Raw genomic sequence first — 25,833 nt, forward strand, 5'->3', positions numbered from 1 at the left:
AGGGAACCTCCAGTAGTAGATTTGCTTCATTATAGGCATCCAACCCTCAAGACTGCGAGACACCACAGCGCCATGATGAAATCAACCATTACTCCTGCCTTCGCCCATGATCGACTGGCCTGCACCGGAATATTACTGGCTAACCTGGGTACGCCCGATGCCCCCACACCATCGGCTCTTCGCCGGTATCTGGGCGAATTTCTTTGGGATTCCCGGGTTGTCGAAATCCCCCGGTTCTTATGGTGGCTGATCCTGCATGGCGTCATTCTCCGCATCCGTCCCGCTCAATCCGCGCGCAAGTACGCCAGGATCTGGACTCCGGAAGGTTCGCCCTTGCTAGCGATCAGTCGCCGGCAGGCGGCGGCGCTGGCCAAGACCCTGGCTGAACGCTGCCCCGGCCCGGTGCAAGTCGCGCTCGGTATGCGCTACGGCCAACCCTCTATCGCCTCTGCCCTGGCTGAATTACAGGCCGCGGGCGCTGAACGGTTACTGGTGCTGCCCCTTTACCCGCAATATTCTGCCACGACCACGGCCGCGACCTTCGACGCAGTCGCCGCCGAATTGCGGACTTGGCGCTGGTTGCCGGAGTTGCGTTTTATTACGCAATACCATGATGATCCGGGCTATCTCGACGCCTTGGCCGCGCAGATCCGGGCTGACCGCGCGGGACGGCCTGGCGAGCGACTGCTGTTTTCTTTCCACGGCTTGCCCAAACGCAATCTATTGGCCGGCGATCCCTATCACTGCCAGTGCCATAAGACCGCCCGGTTGGTGGCTGAACGGCTGGAGCTGGCGCCGGAACAATGGGCGGTGGCTTTCCAGTCCCGCTTTGGCCGCGCCGAATGGCTGCAACCCTATACCAGCGTGTTGCTGATGGAGTGGGGGAAAGCCAGCGTCAAGAGCGTGGATGTGGTGTGTCCCGGCTTCGCTACGGACTGTCTGGAAACTCTGGAAGAAATCGCCATGGAAAACCGTCAGACGTTTCTCGACGCTGGTGGTGAGCGTTATCGTTATCTGCCCGCGCTGAATGATGCTGCTGACCATATCACCGCCCTGGCTGGGCTTATTGAACGGCATGCGGCGGGTTGGCCGGAATTCAGCGCCCAGTACGATATTGACGCCCTCTATGCCGAATGCGCCGCCCGCCGGGGCAGGGTTGTTAAGTTCTTATCGAACCGCAATAATCTTTAATAATTTTTTGACGCTTGACATGAAAAATATCGCACTATCCTTAACTGATTCATTTGCAGGACTACCGCGTGCGGACGCCCTGACCTGCCCAATCGATTCGATGTACACTTTGCCCCGCACCCTACCCACCCTATCCGCGCCGATGTGCTGGGTGACTGCGCCATTTTTCGCGGTTCGCCACCGGAGACTGCTAACGGGAATATTGACATGAAACCGAGCATTATCAACGCGCATTCAGCTTACAGCTTCACCGACTACTTCAAGCTCAGCAGCTACATTGAAGAGATTCTTGGCTATTTCGGCTACACTCTCAGCAAGGCTGAATACGACTTGCCCCGCAGCGCGGCGCCGCTCGAACGTCTAGCCGATCTCACGATGCGCCTCAAAGAAAATCTGCCGCACGTTAGCCTGACCAGTGAAGCCGCACGACGCGAATTTTTGATCGCTCCAGTGCTGATGGACGTGGTGCATTACACCGGCGTCAATATCAAAGTAGAATGGTTGCTGACCATCAATGAACAGCTCAAGGGAACCTTGGACTATTACTTGGAAGCCCAAGGCAGATTACTGGTGATCGAAGCGAAAAATGCCGATATAGAAAGCGGTTTCAGCCAGTTAGCGGCGGAATTGGTGGCATTGGATCACTGGACGGAAAGCGCCGCTCCCTTGCTCTACGGCGCGGTGTCCACCGGCAATATCTGGCAGTTCGGCGTGCTGCGCCGGGCGGAAAAACACATCACGCAAGACCTCAACTTATTTCGGGTGCCTGCTGACCTAGAGGATTTATTGCGGATTCTGGTGGCGGTGCTCAACGAAAAATAGCAGGTAGCGTAGCGCGTAGATACATACCATCTCGGCGGTCAAGGGATGAGGTCCAATCACCCAGTCATTATATCGGGACCAAGTCCTGTTGTGGTGAATCTGAAAAGGCTGGTTCGAAAGTTACGTCAGTTTGAAGAAACACATGCGTTTTTGCAACTCTTGGGCCTGATCGCCCATGGTGGCGCTGGTGGCGGCAGTCTGCTCGACCAAAGTGGCGTTTTGCTGGGTGGTCTGATCCAGTTGCAGGATAGCTTTATTGATATGTTCGACGCCGCTGGCTTGCTCCTGGGTAGCAGCGGCAATTTCGGCAACGATATCACTCACTTTCTTGGTGGCGATCACGATCTCTTGCAAGGTTTGCCCGGAGTGCGCAACCAGCTTGCTTCCACCTTCTACTTTGGTAACGCTGTCGGTGATCAACGTCTTGATCTCCTTGGCGGCGTTCGCGCTGCGCTGGGCCAGCTTGCGGACTTCACTGGCCACGACGGCAAAGCCTCGTCCTTGCTCGCCCGCCCGTGCAGCTTCTACCGCTGCGTTTAAAGCCAGCAAGTTGGTCTGAAAGGCAATTTCATCAATGACACCGATGATGTCCGCGATCTTGCGGCTGCTTTGGTGAATCGCGCTCATCGCCGTCACGGCTTGTTCAACGACCTGTCCACCCCCTTCAGCTTGGGTGCGGGCTACGCCAGCGAGTTGATTCGCTTGTCCAACATTGTCGGCGCTTTGCTTAATGGTGCTGGTCAGTTCTTCCATCGAAGAAGAAATCTCTTCCAATGCTGAGGCTTGCGTCTGAGTGCGTTCGCTAAGATCATGATTGCTGCTAGCAATCTCGCCACTGGCGTTATCCACATTGGCGGTAATTTCTTGCACTTGACCAAGAACGTCACGCAAGTGCTCTACCATTGATTTCATATCGAACAGTAAACTACTGTTATCCTTGGTCTTGGTGTCAATGGCGCCTGTAAAGTCTCCAGCCGCGAGCTGTCGGGTAATAGCGGTGGCATAAGCAGGATCACCGCCTAATTGCCGGATGACCCCACGGGCGATAATCAGTGTTATGACAAAAGAAATAATCGCAGCAAGTACAAAGAATGCGCCTATTAAAATCACTATTTGGTTAAATCTTTGCAGGCTGCTGACCCGCGTTTGCTCGCCAAGTTGGCGCTGTTCCTCTAAAACAAGCTCGAGTGATTGATGCAGGCCGCGAAACACGTCATCCGCCGTCTGCATGGCCATTGTGCCTAAAGCGGGATCGACCTGACTCAGATCAATGCTCTTGATGACGGCTTCGCGGTAGGCGGTTACGTTTGAAAATATCTTGTCAAGCTCCGCCACCGCTATTTTTTGCGAAGCCTGCTTGAAGAGGCTATTAGCGGATTGAATTTTTTTATCAATCTCTTGAGTGCTTTCTTTAACTTTTTCGGCGCTAAGGCTTGTAATTATGGTAAACAGCCGGTAGGTCAGAGCATGGGCGTCTGTGATCTGTTGGTATCCATTTTGGAAATGCGCGACTGAATCTTGTGTAGAAAGAAGATCATCGCTTATATTCCGCTCTTCGTATAAACTGAAATACGCAATGATCGCAAAAATAATCAGAAAAGCTATTGATATTCCAGGAGCGAGGAAAATTTTATATTGGAATCTCATTTTCATTGCCTCAATAAAAATTGCCTACTAACTGTGCGGTCAGTAGGCAACTAACTGTACTATTCATGCTTCAGCGTTTGTAAATTCCAGCGCATACAGCAGTTTTATCCACACTCTCACAAAATAAAGTCTTAGGCAAAACTTTCTTTGTTACCGGATCCATGAATTTAAAATCCACCGAGTAACTGTTATTCGGAGTCTTGGCTTTTTCGACAATCTCGTGATTGAACGCTTTGCCATCCAGATCCTTTACATCAAGCATATCTTTTCCAACGATTTTATCATTAGCGCCATGAGCTAGGACCGTTCCTTTAGGGCTAATAACAACGATATATAAATCCCGGTCAATAAAATCCTTATTTTTAGCAGTAAAGTCCGCATAGGCTTTCTCCGGGCCGGAACTCTTAATATGTGCAACCGCCTTTTTAACGAGGGCCTGCGCTTCTTCAGCAGTGCCAAACTCTGTGGCGTAAACAATTGAGGTTAATCCACAGAATAGAGCAAAACTTAACAAGGTTCTCATGTCTCACACTCCTGGTTAACTGGCTAAAAAGAGATAAAAAATGAGAAAATTCGATACGCTTGCAGGAAATTACTGCAAGAAATATCTCTTTATATTAACAGCATTCTTTCAATAGATCAAGAAATAGATAAATTAATTAACGTTAAGTTCCTTGATAAAATAGGGGTAATTATTGGATTGCATCAAAATTATTACGTCTGAACAGCCCGTTCCAGGCGCAACCAGGCTTCCAGCGTACAGGCTACGGACCAGGCTTGCGCTGGCGCGCCGCGCGGATGATGGGGCGGAACACCATCGAAGATTTCGCTGACCGCGCCCAGCCCAGCGTCATTCAAATGATCACGGATCGGCTCCAGCCAGCGTTGCGCTTTTGTAGCGTCGCCATGCGTCCGATACTCGGCCAACGCGTAGTGGCCCAGCAGCCAGGCCCACACCGGTCCTTGGTGATAGCTGCTATCGCGAGCCAGCACGTCGCCGACGTAGTGGGGCCGAAAATCGGCATGGCGCGGCGACAACGACCGTAAACCATAAGAAGTCAACAACTCGCGGCCACAAATCCGCACAACTTTCCGCTGAGCAGCGCGGTCGAGCGGGCTGTAATGCAGGCTGACCGCCAATATCTGATTCGGACGCACCAAAGTATCAGGGCCTTCGGGACCATCCAGTACGTCAAACAATCCATCGCCATCGGGTCGGATGAAGCGGCGAAACCCTAATTGCGTCTGGTGCGCCAGGTCTTTGTAAAAGGCCGGCGACTGACCTAAAGTCCGGGCGCAATCGGCGACGCTCAATAGCGCGTTGTACCAGAGCGCATTGATTTCCACCGGCTTGCCGATGCGCGGCGTTATCACCCAGTCATCGATTTTGGCGTCCATCCAGGTCAGTTGCAGACCCGGCTCGCCGCATTTGAGCAGACCATCCATCTCATCCAGCCCAATACCGAAACGAGTTCCCGTCACATGCCAGGCAATGATTTCCTGCAACACCGGAAAGACTTCTGCCAGGGTTTTAACATCGCCCGTGACCTCCAAATAAGCCCGCCAGGCTTCGATATACCACAGGGCGGCGTCAGCGGTGTTGTAAGCCAGCGGTTCGCCTGCGGCGGAAAACAGGTTGGGCAACATGCCCTGATCGGTAAAGCGGGCGAAGGTCAGCAGAATCCGGCGCGCGATGTCAGGCCGCCCGGTCGCCAACGTTAAGCCAGGCAACGCGATCATGGTATCGCGGCCCCAGTCGCCAAACCAGGGATAGCCAGCGATGATCGATTGACCATCTGGCATTCCCGGCAAGGGCCGGTCAACCAGAAAGCTGTCCGCCGCCAGGACCAATTGCCGGATCCAGTCCGGCGCCCCTTTGAATTCAGGAACGCTCGTTTCAGCTTGAGTCAACAGTTCAGCTTCGCGGCGCAAAAAACGCTGCAACGCTGCGTCTAAATCGCAGGAGGCATATTCATGCAAACTGGCGACAACACCCGTCCAGACGCCGGGTTGCAGGTTCAAAACAGCTTCGCCGATACAGAAATTATGATCGCGATGCGGCAAACCACGCTCGTGCTCCACCGGCAGATCGTAATCCTCGAACCAGTTGACCTCATCGACCAGGGTTCCGCCACAGGCCCATAACCGCAGCGCGAATTCCGGAACGGAAATGCATCGCTGCGCGGAATCCGGCGCTTCAATCACCGGCTGAAATTCGCTCATAACCGTCTTGCAGTGATGGTCGCGGCCATTGATCAGCAACCGAACCCGCAGTTGCGGCGCATGGTCACCGCTCTCTGGGGTCAGTCGCCAGGCGACATAACTGGTGTTGGCGCCAGGCTCCAGCCAGATGCGCTGTTCCAGAACGAGGTCGCCCAAGGCAAAGCGCCAAACCGGCATCCGCCCTTCCAGATGGAAAGATTCCAGGTGAACATAGCCTTGCGGATTGATCACCAGGCCGCCCCAGCGGTTGCTGAACAGTGGGATGTCCCGTTCACCGTCGGTGAGGGTAGCGTCAGCCTTGGCGAAAACCAGCCAGCGGTCATGCGGCGGCGGTAGTGGCGCAATCAGCAGACCGTGATAGCGCCGGGTCAAGGCGCCGGCGATCGTACCGGCTGCGTAGCCCCCCAGCCCGTTAGCTAGCCACCATTCGCGCCGTTCGGCCTGGATTAAATCGCCGCACAATGCTCGGCCGCAGCGGATGAAATCGGGTAATTCGCCCATCATGGATATCCCCGGTCGATAAGTCGGAAACCTGGAAACCGTGTTGCAATCTTCAGGAATAGGATAGGGAATTTATGCAGGCTTCCAGGGTAATTCGTGAGCGCGTTTGCGGGGTAGTGCATCGTCCTCGCCTCTCTTTTTCACGTTGCTTGGCGCGACCTACGTCCCCACCTTGTGAATACGCATAGCTAAACATATTATGGGCGACGTCATGAGATAAAGCGATGACGTATGAGAGGATGAGACTGACTAATAATTGAATTTAAGAATATTTTCTTGACTTCGTGGAGACTGATGAGATGAAAATTGAACTTGAGGTTCAGAATGTCAAATGCCAGGGTTGCGCCAGCGCCATTCGCGATGGACTCGGCAAAAATCCGCAAATACGGGAAGTGCAAGTTGATGTGCCAACCGGTCGGGTCACCGTGGAAGCCGACAGCGATATTCGGGCGGAGCTGGGCGCCACGCTAAAAGGATTAGGCTACCCCGAAAAGGCTTGAAAAAACGCCCCTTGCCTAACGGGGGCGTTTTCGCAATACCTGCCTAGAAGCGGGTGCCTACATTCAGACCAAATACCCAGGGGTTGATTTTGACAGTGCCAATTCCTTCGCCGTTCAGCTTGGCGTCGGACTCGATATTGATGTAGCGCAGGTCAGCATTCACAAACCAGTTGGGCGCTACGTCGACATCAACGCCCAACTGTCCGGCAATACCCCAGGAGTCATCCAGTTTCAGACTGCTGCCGCTCAAAGCGCCTTTAGTTTTTTCACTAAAGAACTTGGTATAGTTCAGACCGAGGCCCGCATACGGGTGAATCGTACCGCTAGGCATGAAGTGATATTGTACGCTAAGGGTAGGTGGTAGATGCTTGGTTTCACCAATTCTTCCGGCGCCAGTCAGACTGATGTCGTGCTTGAAGGGCCAGGCGCCCAACAATTCCACGCCAATGTTTGGGTTGACCATATAAGTGACATTGAAGCCCAGGCTATAGCCATCGTCCACGTCAAGATCGGCGCCAGGCCCCAAACTCAGATTATCGGATTTTGGAAATACGCCGTAGATACCACCCCGGACCACCCAGTCGCCAGCCTCATAAGCCTGGACGGTTCCCGCCAGCAAACCACTGGCCAACGCCGCTGCCAAAGCACTCTTAAACGTTTTGGAAGACATCACGCGCTCCTTGAAAAACCATTTGTCGATATTGTTCGGATTGAAGAATCAAGGCACTATTAAATGCAGGGTCATTGTATGCCACAAGCAACAAATTAGTCAAAAATACTGATGTCTATCAAAATAGCAACGCTTATCGCATTCAATGATATTCGAGCGGAGGTAGAATTTGCGCCACCTCCTCAAACGTGGTCAGGCCCGCAGCAATCTGTAAGGCTGCGCTCACCCGCAAGGGCCGCATCCCATTTTCACGGGCTAAGCATCGCAAGACCTCTTCATCGACTCCGATCTGAAAAAGTCGACGCAATTCCGGGGTCACTTTCAGCAACTCGTACAGACCGATCCGACCCAGATAACCGGTGTTACGGCATTCCAGGCAGCCGTGCGGTTTATTGATAGTTTCCGGTTTGGGCAAGGACAGGGGATGAATCAGCGCTTCCCACAGCGCATCATCGATCTGATCAGGCTCCTTGCAATGGGGACAGAGGGTGCGCGCCAGTCGTTGCGCCATGACGCCGATCAGCACGTTCTGAATCAGATAGGGCGGGATGCCCAGGTCGAGCAAGCGGGTGATCGCGGAAACGGCGTCGTTGGTGTGCAGGGTCGACAACACCCGATGACCCGTCAGGGCCGCCTGCACCGCCATCTGCGCGGTTTCCAGGTCGCGAATCTCGCCCACCATGATAATGTCGGGATCCTGCCGCAGCAGGGTGCGGATGCCTTGGGCAAAGTTGAGGTCAATGGCCGGTTGCACCTGCATCTGATTCAGTTCGGGGATGATCATTTCAATCGGGTCCTCGACCGTGCAGACATTAACTTCCGGCGCCGCCAGATGGCGGAGCGTGGTGTACAACGTGGTGGTTTTGCCGGAACCGGTCGGACCGGTGACCAGCACGATGCCATGCGGTTGGGCGATCATGGAGCGCCAGACCGCTTCCTCGTCCGGCGCGAAGCCAAGATGAGCAAAATTTTTGGCGGCGGTGTCGGGGTCGAAAATGCGCAACACGCATTTCTCGCCAAAGGCGGTCGGCATGGTCGATAGCCGTAGTTCAATCTCGCGGCCCGCTGGGGTGAGCGTTTTGATGCGGCCATCCTGGGGACGCCGCTTTTCGGCGACATCCATGCGCCCCAGAATTTTAATGCGGCTGGTGACCGCGTTCATCACCGCCGACGGCAGTTGATAAATCGAATGCAATGCGCCATCGATGCGGAAACGGATGTGTCCCTGCTCACGGCGCGGTTCCAGATGAATATCGCTGGCGCGCTGGGAGAAGGCGTATTGCAGCAGCCAGTCCACAATTTGGACAATGGGACGCTCGTCGGCGCTCAGCTCGCCGCGCCGGCCCAGTTCCAGCAACTGCTCGAAATTGAGAATCCCTGAAACCGGCTCCAGCGCGCCCTTCATCGCGCCACGCACCGAGCGCGATACTCCGTAAAACTCCAGTTGGTAGCGGTTGATATCCAGCGGATTGGTGATCACCCGCTCGATATCGCGGCGCAGGGTCTGGCGCAGGACGGTTTGCCATTCGGTCAACCACGGTTCAGCCGTGGCGAAGATGACCCGGTTCTCGTTAGCGGCGACCGGCAGAATCTGATAGCGCGCCGCGTACTCGTAGGAAACGAAAGGCAGCAGGCGTTCAACCGCTGCAATATCGAGTTTGAGGGGATCAATCCGCCAATACGGCAATTCCGCCTTGCCCGCCAGCCACTCAGTCAGCAGTTCCAAGCTGAGCGGCTGGTATGGAGGCTGGCGTTGATGCAATTGCTTGTTGGCAATGACCACCAGTGGATGCAATTGAGTACGGTCGGCCTTGGCGCCCAGACCGGACCGCTCCACTTCCATTGCATCGACCAAACCGTCGGCAATCAGCTCGTCCAGCGCTTCTTTCAGCGTCAACCGATGTTCAGGTTGGCGCGATCGGGAAGAGGGTTGGGAATGTGGGTTGCCGCCCTGCGGGAACGTCTGGCTCGTAGGCGCAGCGAGGAAGCCAGATCGCCTCACACGGGTTCCAGCTTGGCGTAGGCGACCACCAGCCACTTGGGGCCGCCTGCGGCGGGGAAATCGATGCGCGCCCGGCTATGGTAACCTTCGCCTTCGACCGCCAGCACCACCCCTTCGCCGAATTTGGCGTGACGCACCCGCTGGCGCGGTTGCAGCCCACCGGAAGCGGTCGCTGTCGGCGGGGCGGCGGTTAATGTTCGCGCGCGGGGTTTGGTGCGGGCGCGAACATCCTGGGTTAACGCCTCTGGGACTTCCCCCACGAAGCGCGAGGGGCTTTGCGGACTTTCGCGGCCATACCAGCGGCGTTGCTCGGCATGGCAGAGATAGACTTGTTGCCGGGCGCGGGTCAGGCCGACATAGGCCAGGCGGCGTTCCTCCTCCAACTGCCGTTCATCGGCAGCCGAGCGGCTGTGGGGAAACAGTCCTTCTTCCCAGCCGACCAGGAACACCAGGGCGAACTCCAGGCCCTTGGCCATGTGCAAGGTCATCAATTGCACGCAATCTTCGCCAGCCCCGGCCTGGCGTTCGCCGGATTCCAGAGCGGCGTGGGCGAGGAAGGCGTTCAGCCAGTCCAGTGAAGTCGGTTCGGTGCCGATGATCACCGGGTCGATATGAGCGATGAAGCGGACGGTGACGTTGATCAGTTCGTCCAGATTTTCCACGCGCATTTCACCTTTGTCGGCCTGATCTTCCTCGTACATGGCGCGTAAACCGCTGTGCGTAATGACTGCGCCAACCCGTTCCGGCAGTGGCTGTTCGCGGGTGTTGGCGTCCAGCATCCCGATTAGGTCCAAAAACCGGCGCACGGCGTGAGCGGCGCGTCCGCCGAGGCCGTGGTTATTAGTAAGGCGCATCGCGGCTTGCCACAGGGAACTGCTATCAACGCGGGCGGCGTCGCGCAGCAAATCCAGGGTGCGTGCGCCGATGCCGCGCGGCGGAGTGTTCACAGCGCGCTCGAAGGAGGGATCGTCGTCGCGATTGGCGACCAGACGCAGATAGGCCAGCGCATCCTTGATTTCAGCGCGTTCAAAGAAGCGCAGACCGCCGTAAATGCGGTATGGCAGACCCATGCCGAGCAGGGTTTCCTCGAACAGGCGGGACTGGGCGTTAGAGCGGTAGAGAATAGCGGTTTCCTGGCGCTGACCGCCGTTTTCCGTCCATTGGCGGATGTGTTCCGCCACAAAGCGTGCTTCGTCTACCTCGTTGAAAGCGGCGTAGATGCGCACGGGGTCGCCGTCGCCAGCGTCGGTCCACAGGTTTTTGCCCAGGCGACGGGCGTTGTGGGCGATCAGGGCGTTGGCCGCCTGGAGGATGACGCCGGTGGAGCGGTAGTTCTGTTCGAGGCGAAGGGTTTGCGCGCCGGGAAAGTCGGTGGAGAAGCGCTGGATGTTTTCGACTTTCGAGCCGCGCCAGCCGTAGACGCATTGATCGTCGTCCCCGACGATGAAGATATCGCCCTCGCCGCCGCTCAGCAGGCGAATCCATTGGTACTGAACCGTGTTGGTGTCCTGGAATTCGTCCACTAGGACATGTTGGAAGCGTTCGCGGTAGTGGGCGAGCAGTTCGGGGTGGTCGCGCCACAGTTCGTAGGCGCGCAGCAGCAATTCACCGAAATCCACCAGGCCGACACGGTCGCATTCGCGCTGGTAGGCGGCGTAGATGCGCTGGTTTTGCCGGCGAGCGGGTTTGCCGTCGTCGACCACATCGGCAGGCCGCTGCATCTCATCCTTGCAGCGGTTGATGAAAGCGGCGGCGGCGGGCGGCGGCCATTTCTTTTCGTCCAGGCCGAGTTCGCGCAGCACCCGTTTTACCAGGCGGTTCTGGTCGTCGCTGTCGAGAATCTGGAAGGCGCGCGGCAGGCCGCTGTCCTGCCAGTGCTGGCGCAGCAAGCGATGGGCGATGCCGTGAAAGGTGCCAATCCATAGGCCGCCCAGCGGTTGCTCCAGCATGGCTTCAACTCGTCCGCGCATTTCAGCAGCGGCCTTGTTGGTGAAGGTGACAGCGAGGATGGACCAGGGCGAGGCGTTTTCCACCGCCAGCAGCCAGGCGACCCGCCGGGTCAACACGCGGGTTTTGCCACTGCCGGCGCCGGCCAGTACGCGCAGAGGCCCCAGCGGGGCGGTGACCGCTTGGCGTTGGGGTTCGTTAAGATTATCGAGAATCCAGGAAACGTCCATGACGGGGGATTCTAGCAGAAAATCCTGGCGAACCTTGCCGGGTTGAAGGAGAGCCTGGCTATGGTTTGGAAATGTGGCGCGAAAAAATATGGCTTATTCATAATAGCAGTTGGCGTCATTTTTCAATAAGAAACGGTTGCAAGAGCAACCCATATAACCGGGTCGCCCGCCAATCCCGGAAATACTCCAGGCCGATGGTCATGCCGCTATGGCCATCCTGTGGCTGTTCCCGGTAGGTGCCGAACAACCGATCCCACCAGGGCAGGTTGAAACCGAAATTGCTGTCGGTTTCCTCGACCCGTATTGAATGATGAACCCGATGCATGTCCGGGGTCACCAGCACCCAGCGCAATCGTCGGTCCAGTCCATCTGGCAAACCTACATTGCCGTGATTGAACATGGCTGTGGCATTCAGGATAATCTCGAACAGCATCACTGCGACTGGCGGCGCGCCCAGCAGCACAACCAGCGCCAGTTTGATCAGCATCGATAGGACAATTTCCAGTGGATGGAAACGCAGGGCGGTGGTGACATCGAAATCCAGATCGGTATGATGCATCCGGTGCAAGCGCCACAGCGCGGGAATCTTGTGAAACACGACGTGCTGCGTGTAGATGGCCAAATCCAGTAGCAGCAGCGAAGCGATCAACGCCAGCCAGAGCGGGATATGGAGCCAGCGAAACAGCCCCCAGCCATTGGCTTCCGCCAGTCCCGCTGCGCCAACCGCCAGCATCGGGAACACCAACCTCAGTACTACGCTGTCCACCACAATGATGCCGAGGTTGGCCGGCCAGCGCCGGATTCGCGCCAGCGTCAAGGTCCGGCGGGGCGCGCGCCATTCCCAGAACATCATGGCCAGTAGCACAGTGAAGAAGCAGCCAAGCCGGAGGATGGTTTCGTAGTGAAGCAGATCGGTCATGCTCAACTCCATGCGGTTTATAATGCGCCCTGCGGTAAACGTGAAAACCTTTGACCATCCACCACGGAGGATATTCCGGTGTCCCGATTAACCCAGATCATCCCCGGCCAGTTTCCCGGTGCCCGGCTACGCCGGATGCGCAGTGACGACTTTTCACGGCGATTGGTGCGGGAGACTGTGTTGACCTCCGCCGATCTAATCCAGCCGTTGTTCGTTATCGAAGGCCAGCAACGCCGCGAACCGGTGGCGTCGATGCCGGGCGTGGAGCGATTGACCGTTGATGAATTGCTGCATGAAGCCGAGAAGTTGGCAATGCTGGGCGTGCCCGCTGTGGCGCTATTCCCGGTGACGCCGCCGGAGGCCAAATCGCTGGACGCCGCCGAATCCTGGAATCCCGAGGGTCTGGCGCAACGGGCAGCGCGCGCGCTGAAACAGGCGATTCCTGAACTCGGCGTCATCACTGATGTGGCGCTGGACCCGTTTACCAGCCACGGTCAGGATGGGCTGATTGATGATTCCGGTTATGTGCTGAATGATGAGACCGTGGCCGTACTGGTCAAACAGGCGCTTTCCCACGCCGAAGCAGGGGTCGATGTTGTCGCGCCCTCGGACATGATGGACGGACGAATCGCCGCCATCCGCGAGGCGCTGGAGTCCAACGATTTCATCCATACCCGGATTCTGGCCTACTCTGCTAAATACGCCTCCAGCTTTTACGGGCCGTTCCGCGATGCGGTCGGTTCGGCGGGAGCCTTGGGCAAAGGCAATAAATACAGCTACCAGATGGACCCGGCTAACAGCGACGAGGCGCTGCGCGAAGTAGCGATGGATCTGGAGGAGGGTGCGGATATGGTGATGATCAAGCCAGGAATGCCCTATCTGGACATCGTGCGCCGGGTCAAGGATCAATTCGCTGCACCGACCTTTGTTTACCAGGTTAGCGGGGAATACGCCATGCTCCTGGCGGCGGCGCGCAACGGTTGGCTGGATGAACGGGCGGTGGTCATGGAATCGCTGCTGGCGATCAAACGAGCCGGGGCGGACGCCATTCTGACGTATTTCGCTGGAGCGGCGGCGAACTGGCTGCGGCAGGGATCATGAAGCAGGGAACCGTGTGGGTGCTGGCGGCGCTGGGCATCGCGCTGAGCATGTTTTTCCTAGCGATCATGCGCCCACCGGGTGGTCAGTCGTCGCCACCGGGTCAGGATTTGCCCTGGCAGATTACCGTCAGCCCGGATGGCGCATCCCTGAGCGTGTTCGGTTTGACCCTGGGCGAGAGTACGCTGCGGGATGGAGTGAATAAGCTGGGCCGGCGTTATGAATTGGGTATGTTCGAGGATCAGGCCGGACGGTGGAGCCTGGAGGGGTATTTTCGGGATGCAGTTGTTGGCGGATTGAACGCGCGGCTGGTGTTATCGGCGCGACTGCCGGAATCGGCCCTAGCGGCGCTGAAGACCCACGCAGGCGAGGGTAAGCCAACGATGGATCAAGGTCGCCGCTATCCGGTGACCGAGGCGGATCAGGATTTGGCGTTGAGCGCTGTGATTACAGCCATCACCTACCTGCCCGTGGTGAAGTTCGACGCCGACCTGGTCCGTCAACGCTTTGGCGAACCGGCGGAACGGATCGCTGTTCAGGATGGCGCGCACTGGTTGTATCCAGCGCTGGGGCTGGATTTGCTGCTGGGCGACAATGGTGGGACCTTGCTGCAATATGCGCCGCCAGCGGAATTTGAACAACGGCTGCGGGCACCGTTAGGCGAAGTTGACGATAAGGGGAATCGATAACAATGCAAACCGGTCAACCCGATCAATATGCGGTGATGGGCTATCCCATCGCCCATAGCAAATCGCCGCGAATTCATGCTCTGTTCGCCGCTCAGACCGGACAGAATCTGGAGTATCGCGCCATTCTGGTGGAGCCGGGCCATTTCCCGGCAGCAGCGCGCGCTTTCCGCGACGGGGGCGGCAAGGGTCTAAATATTACAGTCCCATTTAAGCAGGATGCCTGGGTTTTCGCTGATCTCCTCAGCGCCCGTGCTGAGAGAGCGGGCGCTGTCAACACGCTGCTCTTTGAACCCAATGGGGTCCGGGGGGACAATACCGACGGATTGGGGCTCGTGCGAGATTTAACTGTCAATCACGGTTATCCGCTCACCGGAAAACGGATTCTGCTGCTGGGTGCAGGCGGCGCGGCGCGGGGCGTGTTGCAACCCTTGCTGGCGGAAAAGCCGGCGCAATTGATGATCGCCAACCGCACGGCGGAAAAGGCGCTGGGGTTGGCGCTGCGCTTCAACGATTTGGGGCAGGTATCCGCGTCCGGCTTTGGTGAATTGGCGGGGCGGCGGTTCGATCTGATCATCAACGCCACCGCCGCAGGTTTGGACGACGCCGTTCCTCCCCTGCCGGACGAGGTGCTGGCGGTGGAGGGCTGGTGCTATGACCTGATGTATGGCCGGGAACCGACCGCGTTTGTCCGCTGGGGCCGGGAACACGGCGCGGTCCAATCTCTGGACGGGCTGGGGATGTTGGTGGAGCAGGCGGCGGAGTCGTTTCATCTGTGGCGGGGAGTGTGGCCAGAGACGAGGCCAGTAATCGCAGCGCTCCGGGAAAGTTGAGTTAACTGGTGATCAGCAACCGCCCCGCCATCAAAACCACCACCAGTAAAAACACCGGACGAATGAACGGCGCGCCGTAGCGAATAGCGCTATGCGCGCCAAGAAATGCGCCGCACATCAGCAGCACTCCCATGCTTAGTCCGACGACGTAGTCGATATTGCCGAGCGCGACGAAGGTCAGCAGGGCAGTCAGGTTGCTGATAAAGTTCATGAACCGGGCTACTCCGGCAGCCGCGACCAAATCCAGGCGGAACAGCCTCATCGCTGTCGCCATCCAGAATGCGCCGGTGCCGGGACCAATGAAGCCATCGTAAAAGCCAATCAAGCTGCCGGCGGTCACTTGGACACTGCGCGGATGCGTCGTGGGCGGTTCCGGGACGCTCACGATGGCAGGGCGGACGCGACGCGGCCAGATCAGATAGGCCGACGCCAGCAGAATCGCTAGGGGCAACAACTTTTTCAACACTCCGGCGCTCATCAGATAAATCAATACTGCCCCCAGCAGCGCACCGGCGAACGTGCTGAGACTCATCGCCCACCACAGCGCAGGTTGAAGCAGTTTTTTGCGGATAAAAGTCAGCGAGGCGCTGAAAGTGCCAAACGTGCCGATTAATTTGTTGGTGCCCACCACTAGATGCGGCGGCATCCCGATACTCAACAGCGTTGGCATGACCAACATGCCGCCGCCGCCAGCGATCGCGTCAATAAAGCCCGCTAGTAAAGCCACTGCGCCCAGTAGCAACAAGGTGGCAAGATCGAGGGTCAATTCCATGAAATCAGGCGATTTCCTCAGCGAGCCTCGCCAGCAAGCTGTGTAGCGCAGCCGGATCGGGCAAGCGGTATTCAGCCACCGTTGGCGCTTCTGGCCCAATGCCCAGCGCGATTCCTCCCAGCGCCCTCGTTGCCGTCAGCGCTGGTTCGTCGTTGATCGCATCGCCAGCATACAGCACAGTTACCGGCCCAACGCTGTCTTGAGCGACAATCGTCTGCAATGCTGTGCCTTTATCTTGTCCAATTTCCGGTAATACTTCGATAGCCAACGGGTTGTCCAGGAGACGCAAACGGTACGCATGAGGCGCGAGCAGCGAAAATGTCCGCATTCTTAACGACTCGACCCGGTCTGCGGCCAGTAACCGATAGTGAACGGTAAAACCGAACGGTTTTTTCTCCACCCAGGCGCCTGGATAATCGGCCATTGCTCCTTCCACAATGGCGCACAGTGGATCGAGAAAAGCACGGCTTTCCAGAGCCTCGTTAGTTACACAGCGCTCTCCGGCAATGCGCAATTCCAGACCGGTCGATCCGCCGTAGCGCAAAGCGTCCAGCTTGACCATGTCGATCAGATTATCCAGCGCCCGGCCACTGACCACGCCGACGGTGATCCGCGGCCATGCGGCCAACTGCGCCAGCACCTCGCGCAAGGCAGGATCGAGGTGCGCCAGCCGGGGATGATCCACCAGGGGCGTCAGCGTCCCATCGTAATCAAAGAGCAACGCCAACCGGTATCCCGAGCGATAGGCAGCCGCCAGTTTTTGGGAGATAAAAGTGATCATGGGATGGTCCTTGCAGCAGCCATTTTCAATCGAATTCTAAGCAAAATAGCCCACTCTGGTATAAGAATTAAAGAAACCACCCAAACAGGCGGAATCCCATGCTCCCGACGGCCTACCAGCATCTTCATCGCGACCTGCAAACCTTCATCCCGTCTGCGCGCCTGATCAGCGATCCCTTGCGCACTCTGGCCTATGGAACCGACGCCAGCCTGTACCGGCTGATTCCCCAACTCGTGGTGCGGGTCGAGAGCGAGAATGAGATGAAGCGCGTCTTGGCTCTGGCGCATCAACATCGCACGCCGGTCACGTTCCGCGCCGCTGGCACCAGTCTGTCCGGGCAGGCGGTTAGCGATTCGGTGATTCTGCAATTGGGCGATGGCTGGCGGGGCTGGCGCATTGGCGACAGCGCGGCGACCATCAGCTTGCAACCGGCGGTGATCGGCAGTCACGCGAATCGCTATCTGGCTCCTTATAAACGCAAGATCGGTCCAGACCCTGCTTCGATCAACGCCTGCTGGATCGGCGGCATCGCCGCCAATAACGCCAGCGGCATGTGCTGCGGCACTGCGCAGAACAGCTATCAAACGCTGCATAGTATGCGAGTTATGTTGGCCGATGGCGCGATGCTGGATACCGGTGATCCGGCCAGCCGCACAGTGTTCAAGGTCAGTCACAGCGCATTGCTCGCGCAATTGGCGGAACTGGGTCAACGCACGCGGGCTAATACCGCGCTGGCCGAACGGATTCGCGCCAAGTTCAAAATCAAGAACACCTGTGGCTACAGCCTCAACGCTCTGGTGGATTATGAAGACCCGTTTGAAATCCTGCAGCATCTGATGATTGGCTCCGAAGGGACACTGGGCTTCATCGCTGAGATTACCTATCGCACGGTCGAGGAGCATACCCACAAGGCCACGGCGCTGCTGATTTTCCCGGATATTCAAACCGCCTGCACAGCGGTCGCGGCGCTGAAAAGTCAGCCGGTGGCGGCGGTGGAGCTGATGGATCGCGCTTCGCTCCGTTCCGTGGAGAACAAAGCGGGTATTCCCGACTACTTCAAGACCCTGCCGGAGACTGCCGCTGCCCTGTTGGTGGAAACGCGGGCAGCGGATGCAGAAACATTGTCTGCTCAGGTGGCTGCCGTGACCGGGGCGATCAATGACCTGCCGACCCTGGTTCCACTGCACTTTACCGACCGTCCCGAGGAATTTAGCCGCCTGTGGGCCATCCGTCAGGGATTGTTTCCCTCGGTCGGTTCCGCGCGGGCCGCGGGAACGACTGTGATTATCGAGGACGTCGCGGTTCCTGTGCCGCGCCTGGCGGCGATGACCCTGAATTTACAAAGCCTGTTCGACCAGCATGGCTATCGCGGCTCCATCATTTTCGGCCATGCGCTGGAAGGCAACCTGCACTTCGTGATTACGCCGGACTTTAGCCAGCCCGAGGAAACCGTGCGCTATCATCGCTTCATGGACGATGTCTGCCACATGATCGTCGACAAGTACGACGGCTCGCTGAAAGCCGAGCATGGCACAGGCCGTAATATCGCACCGTTTGTGGAACTGGAATGGGGGCAACAAGCCTATCAGTTGATGCGTGAAATCAAAGGATTGTTCGATCCTCACGGCTTGCTGAATCCCGGAGTGATTCTCAACGACGACCCTGAAATTCATATCAAAAATCTCAAACCGATGGCCGCAGTCGATCCGCTGGTTGATAAATGCATCGAATGCGGCTTCTGCGAACCGAACTGTCCCTCGCGTGCTTTAACCCTGTCGCCGCGACAACGGATTGTCGGTTTGCGCGAACAGGCGCGGTTGCGGGCCTTGGGTGCGGATTTAGAACGATTGAAGACGATCAGCACGGCGTATGCCTATCAGGGTGTCGATACCTGCGCCAGCGACGGGCTGTGTGCGCTGGCCTGTCCGGTAGGGATTAATACCGGGACGATGATGCTCAAGCAGCGCGAACAGGGCCGGGGCGCATTGGCGCGTATGGTGGGCAACCAGGCCGCGAACTCTTTCTCCACAGTAACCTTTGCCACCCGCGCCAGCTTGACCGCCGCCGATCTGGCGCATCGAGCGCTGGGTACGACACTCTTAGGCGGTCTGACCGGCATGACGCGCAAGCTGTCTGGCGGTCGCCTGCCGCCCTGGCATCGCTGGTTGCCAACCGCTGGCGTACTACCCAGACTTGAGAAAGCAGGCGTTGAAGCAGAACGTCCCCGCGTAGTCTATTTCCCCAGTTGCGCCAGCCGGACTATGGGGCCAGCCCGGGACGATCCGGAGAACGAAGCTCTGCCAATCAAGACTGTTGCCTTGTTGCGCAAGGCCGGTTACGAAGTGGTGATGCCGGACAACGTCGCGGGTCTGTGCTGCGGGCAGCCTTTCGCCAGCAAGGGCCTGCCAGAGCAGGCCAGCGCCAAGCAGGATGAATTGGAAAGGGCGTTGCGAGTCGCCAGTCGCGACGGTCGAGACCCGATCGTGTTCGACACCAGTCCCTGCGCTTTCCGGGTAAAACCGGGCGAGGCGTCGACTCAGCTCCAGGTGTACGACATCGCCGAATTTATCCACGATTTCGTACTCGACCGGCTAGAATTGGAGAAATTGCCGGAAACCGTGGCGCTGCACTGCACGTGCAGTAACATCAAGATGAGCTTACAAACTAAACTCAAAGCCATTGCCGAGGCGTGTGTGGAAAAGGTGGTTGTCCCCGATGCTATTTCCTGTTGCGGCTGGGCCGGGGATAAGGGCTTTACCTATCCTGAATTGAACGCCAGCGCCTTGCGGGATTTAAAAGCTGCGTTGCCGGACAATTGTCAGTCCGGCTATTCCACCAGCCGCACCTGCGAAATCGGTCTGTCCCTGCACAGCGAGCGCTATTACCGCTCGATTGTGTATCTGGTAGATCGTTGTTCAAGTCCGCGCTAATCTATCAGTGAATCAAATTCGATCATATTGAGGATTTTATTATGTTTCATCGTTTTTTCACCGTATTAGCAACTTGCGTTTTGGCGCTGACCCTGGCGTTGCCGACTCTGGTCAATGCGCAAAAGCTTAATCAGCAACTGGCCGGCGGCAGCGTTCTGGAAGTCATCAAACGACGGGGGACAATGAAGATTGGCATGTCGACCTTTGTTCCCTGGGCGATGCGCGACAAAAATGGCGAGTTGATCGGCTATGAAGTCGATGTCGCCAAAAAACTGGCCGAGGATATGGGAGTAAAAGCGGAATTCGTTCCGACCGCCTGGGATGGCATTATTCCTGCCCTATTAGCCGGTAAGTTCGACATTATTATCGCCGGTATGTCCATTACCCCGGAACGGAATCTGACCGTCAACTTTTCCTTGCCGTATGCCAATTCCGGCATCCAGATGGTGGCTAATAAGGAGTTGGCGGATGGATTCAGCACACTGGAAGATTTTAACAAGCCCGAAATCGTGTTGGCGGTGCGGCGTGGCGCGACTCCGGCGACCGCTGCTCGGCGGATGATGCCCAAGGCCACACTGCGGCAGTTCGACGAGGATGCGCTGGCGTTGCAGGAAGTGCTCAATGGCAAGGCCCATGCCTTTGTCACCAGTACGCCTACACCGGCTTTCGAGGCGTTGAAACATCCCGACAAGTTGTTTCTGCCGATTGCAGAGCCTTTCGTACAGGGCGCAGAAGGTTTCGCATTGCGCAAAGGCGATCCCGACGCGCTGAACTTCTTTAATAACTGGATCATGCTGCGCCAGCAAGACGGCTGGCTGAAAGAACGGCATGATTACTGGTTCAAGAGCCGTGACTGGGCTGGGCAGGTTATGGAGTAGGAGCGCTATCAGCCATCATTCGGCTGGCCAGTTCCGCCAATTCGGCCTCGAATCCAGCGACCAGCTCTGCCGGTTCGTCAACGACGCCACTGTCCGTAGCCACGCCGACCGTGATCGATTCCGCGTAACTCAGCACGCAAAAACCAATGCCAATGCCGGTCACTTGCGGCACCCAGCCCAATCCCCGTTCGATCAGCGATCCGGCCAGATATAGTTTTTCCTCCGGTCCCGGCACATTGGTTAGCACGGCGGTCGCCTTGGTCCCATACAGCCGCATGATCCCGTGCTCCAACCAGTGAGGGAACCGGCCGACCAGCTTGATCAGCAATCGGTTCGCGACCGCTTCCGGCGAGGCCTTGACCCGCTCCATCCGCGCCCGCACTGCTTTCAGGCGCGCGACTGGATCCGCAATATCCAGCGGCAGGCTCAGAAAGATCACGGCGAATTCATTGCCCAGGCGAATTTCCTCCTGATAGGGCCGCAGATTGAACGGCACTGCCAGGCGTATTTTCAACCCAGACCGCATTTCGCCTCGCGCTCGCAAATAGCGTCCCAGCGCGCCCACCGTAGCAGTCAACATCACATCGTTCACTCGTCCACCCCAGCGCTGGCGAATGCCAGTGATCTTGTTGAGCGGGATCGACGCTGACCAGGCCATGCGTTTCTGTCCGTTCAACCGTCCACGCAAGAGAGTTCGGGTATCGGGCGGCAGCAACGGCTGGCGCAACAAGGTCGCCAGGAACGCCATGCTCCAGCGCCATCGTTCCCGCCAGCCCAGCATCGGACGTGGCGCCTTGGCGGTTTTCGCCGCCAGCCGGGCTTGCATTCGCCGTTCCTCCAAACTCGACGCTTGCGCCACTGTCGCTTCGTCTGGGTGAGGCGCCCGGTCAGCCAGGGTCAGGAATACTCGCAACAGTGCGATGCCGTCAGCGATGCAGTGATGGACCTGGAACACCACCGCGCCTCCCGCGCCGGCGTTGTCCACAGCGACGCAACGCCACAGTGGCCGGTTGAAATCCAAAGGCTGGCTGGCCAGTTCGCCGATCAGCGCCTCCAAAGTCCTTGCATCGCCCATCTTCGGCAACTGCCGCCATTCCAGATGGTTATGGAGATCGAACGTTGCATCCTCGACCCAGGCATAACGAACACCGCGCTGGACCAGGCGTTGTCGAAACCGGTCAAAGGGAAGTAGTCGATCCCGCAGAATCGCCTTGAACTGTTCCGGCTCCAGCGGCGCGTCCAGCAACAGCATGACGGTGACCACCATCGGCTGGTTCGGCGTATCCATTCGCGCCCAGGTCACATCGCTCCAGGCGGTCCATTCCCAGGCAGAACCACGGTCGGACAGATCATGGACCATGGGTAACCGTTCAGTCCCCCCCTTTGGCAAAGGGGGGTGAGGGGGGATTTTAGCCTCGTTGCCCATGCGGAATCCCCCCCGGTCCCCCTTTTTCAAAGGGGGGAGGTGAATGCTTACGGCCATGGGAGCTTGACTCAGCGCCGCGATCCCGTCCATACCACGCCGTGAAAGACTGCTCAACCTGGCGCGCATCCAGTTCCTGATCCCAGGGACTCATCAGGGTCACGAAGAGCAGTTTCTCGAACTCCCCGGCAAAGCGACTGATCACGGCGCCAGGATCGTCGATCAGTTTACGGTCGGCCACCAATCCGAAATGCACGCGGTTATGGTAACTGAGGATGCTGACGCCCATGCCGATCTGACCGGATTGCGGCACCCAGAACATCATCTCGGCCAAGCGCGCTCCGCCCAGATAAATCGCCTCCCGCGGACCGGGCACGTTGGTCATCACCGCCGAGGCTTTTTTGCTCAAAATCTCCAGCAACGACTGTTGCAACAAATTGGGACCCATACCCGCGGCTCCCAGTAAACCCAGGGCGAGAATCGGCTGATAAGAATCCTTTAGTGCGTTCATCCGCCGCCGCACCTCGTACACCCGCTCCAGCGGATTGGCGATGCCCACCGGCATCGCCAGGAACACCAGCCCGAAGAAATTACCCAGATTAGCGGCTTTCTCTAGCGGCCGCAGATTGACCGGAATCACCGCCCGCACTTCCAGGTTTCCGGGAACCGGATCGCCCTGTTCTAGCAGGTAGTCGCGCAAGGCGCCAGCGACACAGGCCAGCAACACATCATTGACCGAGCCGCCGAGCGCTCTGGCGACCGCCTTGACTTCAGGCAGGTTCAGCGGTTCAGCCCAGGCGACCCGCTTGGTCACGCCTAGCTTGCCCTTGAAGCGGGTGGGGGAATCGTCGTTCATTAAGGCCAGTCGGGCGATTTCCGCCGCCAGTTGTGCGCCGTTGCGGGCATAATCCAGCGCTTGCGTGGGATGCCGGACTAGGTCAAAACCCTCGCCAACCAGTCCGCGCCCCACTTTCAGAGCGCTCATCAATTTATCGACCGGTTCAAAAAAACGCCGGAAAATCCCATCCTCTTCGATACGCTCGACTGCTTCGGCAGGTGAAGATTGCGCATCGGGCGCGGGATCGGTGAGGGATAACAAGACGTGAATCAGGGCGATGCCATCGGCGTAGCAATGATGGATGCGCAGGATGATAGCGCTGCCGCCCTGATAGTCTTCAACCAGGTGGAACTGCCATAGCGGTTTGGAGAAATCCAGCGGCGTACTCATCAGATCGCTGGCCAGGTATTGCAATTCCGCCTGGTCAGCCCGACCAGGCAGCGCGGTGCGCAGCAAATGCCGGCGGATATCAAAGTAGGGGTCGCTTTCCCAGAAAGCGCCGGCGCTCTTCTGAACCGCCCGTTGGGTGAAGCGGCGATATTTGAGAAATCGGTTTTCGATGACCGTTCGCAACCGCTCATAATCCAGTCGCTCGGCGAAGATCATCACTCCGGTGATCATCATTAGATTGGTCGGCTGCTCCATGCGTAACCAGGCCGTGTCAATCCCGGAGATGCGTTCGCTTTCTTCTTTCCTGGGCATGAGGAAATCTACCCTTGGTGGGAGCTGGGTTGATGCCATCCGGTCACCGGATAAACATGTATTCTAAGCCTATAGTTTACCGAGAGCTTTGCTGAATTGGCCGCTGATTGTATCGATAGAGAGGTTGCTTATGCGCATTGGCGCCGGGCTATTCTGCAGGCGACTTGCATAGTTAAAGATTTTCGGCATCGTAAAATCTATAATTGTAAAACCATTAAAAAAACGCCACCCCCGTGGAGCTGCAACGACATGAATTACTTTGTTACCGGCGCTTCCGGCTTTATCGGCCGACGTCTTGTCGAAAAATTACTGCAACGTCAAGATAGTACGGTTTATTATCTGATTCTGGAGCGTGAGCTGCCTATCGTAGAAACATTGCGTGAGCGCTGGGGCCAGAACGCCGACCGCACCGTGCCGATCCTTGGCGATCTCACGCAACCGCGCCTGGGGGTGGCGGACAGCGATGTCGCCCGGCTTAAGGGCCAAATCGATCACCTCTTTCATCTGGCGGCGATTTACGATCTCAAGGCCAGCGCCGAAGTCCAGGAAAAGGTCAATATCCAGGGTACCCGTCATGTCGTTGCCTTCGCCGAAACGGTCGAGGTGGGCTGTTTTCATCTGACTAGCTCGATCGCCGCCGCTGGCCTGTATGAAGGCGTATTCCGCGAGGATATGTTCGACGAAGCCGAGGCGCTCGATAATCCTTACTATCGCACCAAGCATGAATCGGAGGGGATTGTACGCCGCGAATGCTCCCAGCCCTGGCGGGTCTACCGGCCCGGTGCAGTGGTGGGCGATTCCCGCACGGGCGAAATGGACAAGATTGACGGCCCGTACTACTTTTTCAAGCTGATTCAGAAAGTGCGCAATCTGTTGCCGCCCTGGATGCCCATGATTGGCATCGAAGGCGGTCGGCTGAACCTGGTGCCGGTCAATTTCATTGTGGACGCCCTGGACCACATCGCGCATCAACCGGGTCTCGATAGCCAATGCTTCCATCTGGTCGACCCAAAACCGCACCGGGTCGGCGATATCCTTAATCTGTTCGCCCGTTCCGCCCATGCCCCGGAAATGACGCTGCGGTTTAACGCCTTGATGTTCGCCTTTGTGCCCGAGATCATCAAAACTGGACTGTCGCAACTGAAACCGGTGCGGCGGATCAAGAACCAAATTCTCAAGGATCTCGGCATTCCCGCCGATGTGTTGGGGTTGATCAATTACCCAACTCGCTTCGACTGTCGTCAGACCCTGAAGGCGCTCGAAGGGACGGATATCGCCGTGCCTCCGCTGGAAACATACGCCTGGAAATTGTGGGATTACTGGGAGCGTCATCTCGATCCCGATCTGTTCGTCGACCGCACGCTGAGCGGAGCGGTGAAGAACAAAGTCGTGCTGATTACCGGCGCATCCTCCGGCATCGGCAAGGCCGCCGCGCTGAAGGTGGCGGAAGCGGGCGCTAAAACCCTGATTGTCGCTCGCACCGAAGAAAAGTTGCTGGATACCCAGCGGGAAATTCAGGAACGTGGGGGGATTGCCCACGTTTACACGGCGGATGTCGCTGATATTGCGTCCTGTGATGCGCTGATTCAGCAGGTGCTGGCCGAGCATGGCAGGGTGGATATCCTGGTTAATAATGCCGGTCGCTCGATTCGCCGGGCCATTGAGAATTCGCTGGATCGCTTCCACGATTACGAACGCACCATGCAACTCAACTATTTCGGGGCGCTGCGGCTGATTATGGGTTTCATCCCGAGCATGATGGCGAAAAAACATGGGCACGTCATCAACATTTCCTCAATTGGCGTACTGAGCAACGCGCCGCGTTTCTCGGCTTATGTTGCCTCCAAGGCGGCGCTGGACGCTTTCGCCCGCTGTGCAGCCGCCGAATTCTCCGATAGCGGCATCGAGTTCACGACCATCAACATGCCCTTGGTGCGCACCCCGATGATCGCGCCGACGAAAATTTATCAGCATGTGCCGACGCTCAGTCCGGACGAAGCCGCCGATTTGATTGTTCAAGCCATTATTGACCGACCGGAGCGCATCGCGACCCGGATCGGCGTGTTTGCCCAGGTGCTCCATGCCCTGGCGCCTAAGGTGTACGCGGTTATCATGAACACGGCCTTTCGGCTGTTCCCCGAATCAGCAGCCGCTAAAGCGCCGAACCCTGAATCCCAGGAACCCTCGCTGGAACAAATTTCCTTTGCGCAGTTCACACGAGGTATTTACTGGTAATCCGC

At 57.5% G+C, this 25,833-nt stretch carries 20 protein-coding genes; 9 read left to right on the plus strand and 11 right to left on the minus strand.

The window, feature by feature from the left end; genetic code table 11:
* Nucleotides 1–75: 75 nt before the first annotated feature.
* Nucleotides 76–1,191: a ferrochelatase gene (locus H6973_09295; protein MCP5125807.1), complete on the plus strand. Its 1,116-nt coding sequence runs from the start codon at nucleotides 76–78 to the stop codon at nucleotides 1,189–1,191.
* A 207-nt stretch (nucleotides 1,192–1,398) separates the two neighbouring features.
* Nucleotides 1,399–2,013, plus strand: coding sequence for a hypothetical protein (locus H6973_09300; protein ID MCP5125808.1), 615 nt, complete (start codon nucleotides 1,399–1,401; stop codon nucleotides 2,011–2,013).
* 120 nt (nucleotides 2,014–2,133) lie between these two features.
* Here H6973_09300 and H6973_09305 read toward each other — a convergent pair whose 3' ends face one another.
* The 3 genes from H6973_09305 to H6973_09315 form a co-directional block, all read right to left on the minus strand.
* Nucleotides 2,134–3,666, minus strand: a complete 1,533-nt coding sequence (locus tag H6973_09305) for a hypothetical protein (protein MCP5125809.1) — start codon at nucleotides 3,664–3,666, stop codon at nucleotides 2,134–2,136.
* Between the two features lie 64 nt (nucleotides 3,667–3,730).
* The gene (locus tag H6973_09310; protein ID MCP5125810.1) at nucleotides 3,731–4,183 is read right to left on the minus strand and encodes a cache domain-containing protein; all 453 of its coding nucleotides are present in this window, start codon (nucleotides 4,181–4,183) and stop codon (nucleotides 3,731–3,733) included.
* Nucleotides 4,184–4,374: 191 nt separating this feature from the next.
* The gene (locus H6973_09315; protein ID MCP5125811.1) at nucleotides 4,375–6,387 is read right to left on the minus strand and encodes a glycogen debranching enzyme family protein; all 2,013 of its coding nucleotides are present in this window, start codon (nucleotides 6,385–6,387) and stop codon (nucleotides 4,375–4,377) included.
* A 296-nt stretch (nucleotides 6,388–6,683) separates the two neighbouring features.
* Between H6973_09315 and H6973_09320 the strand changes: the two genes are divergently transcribed.
* Nucleotides 6,684–6,884: a heavy-metal-associated domain-containing protein gene (locus tag H6973_09320; GenBank protein ID MCP5125812.1), complete on the plus strand. Its 201-nt coding sequence runs from the start codon at nucleotides 6,684–6,686 to the stop codon at nucleotides 6,882–6,884.
* Between the two features lie 43 nt (nucleotides 6,885–6,927).
* Here H6973_09320 and H6973_09325 read toward each other — a convergent pair whose 3' ends face one another.
* The 4 genes from H6973_09325 to H6973_09340 all read right to left on the minus strand — a co-directional run bounded on the left by H6973_09325 (nucleotide 6,928) and on the right by H6973_09340 (nucleotide 12,652).
* Nucleotides 6,928–7,554 (minus strand): outer membrane beta-barrel protein, encoded by a 627-nt coding sequence (locus H6973_09325; GenBank protein MCP5125813.1) that lies wholly within the window; start codon nucleotides 7,552–7,554, stop codon nucleotides 6,928–6,930.
* A 142-nt stretch (nucleotides 7,555–7,696) separates the two neighbouring features.
* Nucleotides 7,697–9,397: a type II/IV secretion system protein gene (locus H6973_09330; GenBank protein MCP5125814.1), complete on the minus strand. Its 1,701-nt coding sequence runs from the start codon at nucleotides 9,395–9,397 to the stop codon at nucleotides 7,697–7,699.
* 155 nt (nucleotides 9,398–9,552) lie between these two features.
* Nucleotides 9,553–11,733, minus strand: coding sequence for a DNA helicase II (uvrD, locus tag H6973_09335; GenBank protein ID MCP5125815.1), 2,181 nt, complete (start codon nucleotides 11,731–11,733; stop codon nucleotides 9,553–9,555).
* 115 nt (nucleotides 11,734–11,848) lie between these two features.
* On the minus strand, nucleotides 11,849–12,652 hold the full coding sequence (locus tag H6973_09340; protein MCP5125816.1) for a sterol desaturase family protein: 804 nt from the start codon (nucleotides 12,650–12,652) through the stop codon (nucleotides 11,849–11,851).
* Between the two features lie 135 nt (nucleotides 12,653–12,787).
* On the opposite strand from H6973_09340, the gene hemB reads away from it, so the two are divergent.
* The 3 genes from hemB to aroE are packed head-to-tail and all read left to right on the plus strand — an operon-like array spanning nucleotide 12,788 to nucleotide 15,269.
* A complete protein-coding gene (gene hemB, locus H6973_09345; GenBank protein ID MCP5125817.1) occupies nucleotides 12,788–13,753 on the plus strand; it encodes a porphobilinogen synthase in 966 nt (321 codons plus the stop codon).
* A complete protein-coding gene (locus tag H6973_09350) occupies nucleotides 13,750–14,439 on the plus strand; it encodes a hypothetical protein (protein MCP5125818.1) in 690 nt (229 codons plus the stop codon). Before hemB ends, H6973_09350 begins: the two co-directional genes overlap by 4 nt.
* A 2-nt stretch (nucleotides 14,440–14,441) precedes the next feature.
* The gene (gene aroE, locus H6973_09355) at nucleotides 14,442–15,269 is read left to right on the plus strand and encodes a shikimate dehydrogenase (GenBank protein ID MCP5125819.1); all 828 of its coding nucleotides are present in this window, start codon (nucleotides 14,442–14,444) and stop codon (nucleotides 15,267–15,269) included.
* Between the two features lies 1 nt (nucleotide 15,270).
* Here aroE and H6973_09360 read toward each other — a convergent pair whose 3' ends face one another.
* Nucleotides 15,271–16,041: a TSUP family transporter gene (locus tag H6973_09360; protein ID MCP5125820.1), complete on the minus strand. Its 771-nt coding sequence runs from the start codon at nucleotides 16,039–16,041 to the stop codon at nucleotides 15,271–15,273.
* 4 nt (nucleotides 16,042–16,045) lie between these two features.
* Nucleotides 16,046–16,822, minus strand: a complete 777-nt coding sequence (gene otsB, locus H6973_09365; protein ID MCP5125821.1) for a trehalose-phosphatase — start codon at nucleotides 16,820–16,822, stop codon at nucleotides 16,046–16,048.
* 98 nt (nucleotides 16,823–16,920) lie between these two features.
* On the opposite strand from otsB, the gene H6973_09370 reads away from it, so the two are divergent.
* On the plus strand, nucleotides 16,921–19,752 hold the full coding sequence (locus H6973_09370; GenBank protein MCP5125822.1) for an FAD-binding oxidoreductase: 2,832 nt from the start codon (nucleotides 16,921–16,923) through the stop codon (nucleotides 19,750–19,752).
* A 41-nt stretch (nucleotides 19,753–19,793) separates the two neighbouring features.
* Nucleotides 19,794–20,630, plus strand: coding sequence for a transporter substrate-binding domain-containing protein (locus H6973_09375; GenBank protein ID MCP5125823.1), 837 nt, complete (start codon nucleotides 19,794–19,796; stop codon nucleotides 20,628–20,630).
* Here the strand turns inward: H6973_09375 and H6973_09380 are convergent.
* Together H6973_09380 and H6973_09385 are read right to left on the minus strand one after the other, a co-directional pair.
* Nucleotides 20,620–22,056, minus strand: coding sequence for a wax ester/triacylglycerol synthase family O-acyltransferase (locus tag H6973_09380; protein ID MCP5125824.1), 1,437 nt, complete (start codon nucleotides 22,054–22,056; stop codon nucleotides 20,620–20,622). The two genes, H6973_09375 and H6973_09380, sit on opposite strands and share 11 nt — an antisense overlap.
* The gene (locus H6973_09385) at nucleotides 22,040–23,593 is read right to left on the minus strand and encodes a wax ester/triacylglycerol synthase family O-acyltransferase (protein ID MCP5125825.1); all 1,554 of its coding nucleotides are present in this window, start codon (nucleotides 23,591–23,593) and stop codon (nucleotides 22,040–22,042) included. Before H6973_09385 ends, H6973_09380 begins: the two co-directional genes overlap by 17 nt.
* 249 nt (nucleotides 23,594–23,842) lie before the next feature.
* Between H6973_09385 and H6973_09390 the strand changes: the two genes are divergently transcribed.
* Nucleotides 23,843–25,828, plus strand: coding sequence for an SDR family oxidoreductase (locus H6973_09390; protein ID MCP5125826.1), 1,986 nt, complete (start codon nucleotides 23,843–23,845; stop codon nucleotides 25,826–25,828).
* The last annotated feature ends 5 nt before the right edge of the window (nucleotides 25,829–25,833 follow it).

Source organism: Gammaproteobacteria bacterium, from assembly GCA_024235095.1.
GTDB lineage: Bacteria > Pseudomonadota > Gammaproteobacteria > Competibacterales > Competibacteraceae > UBA2383.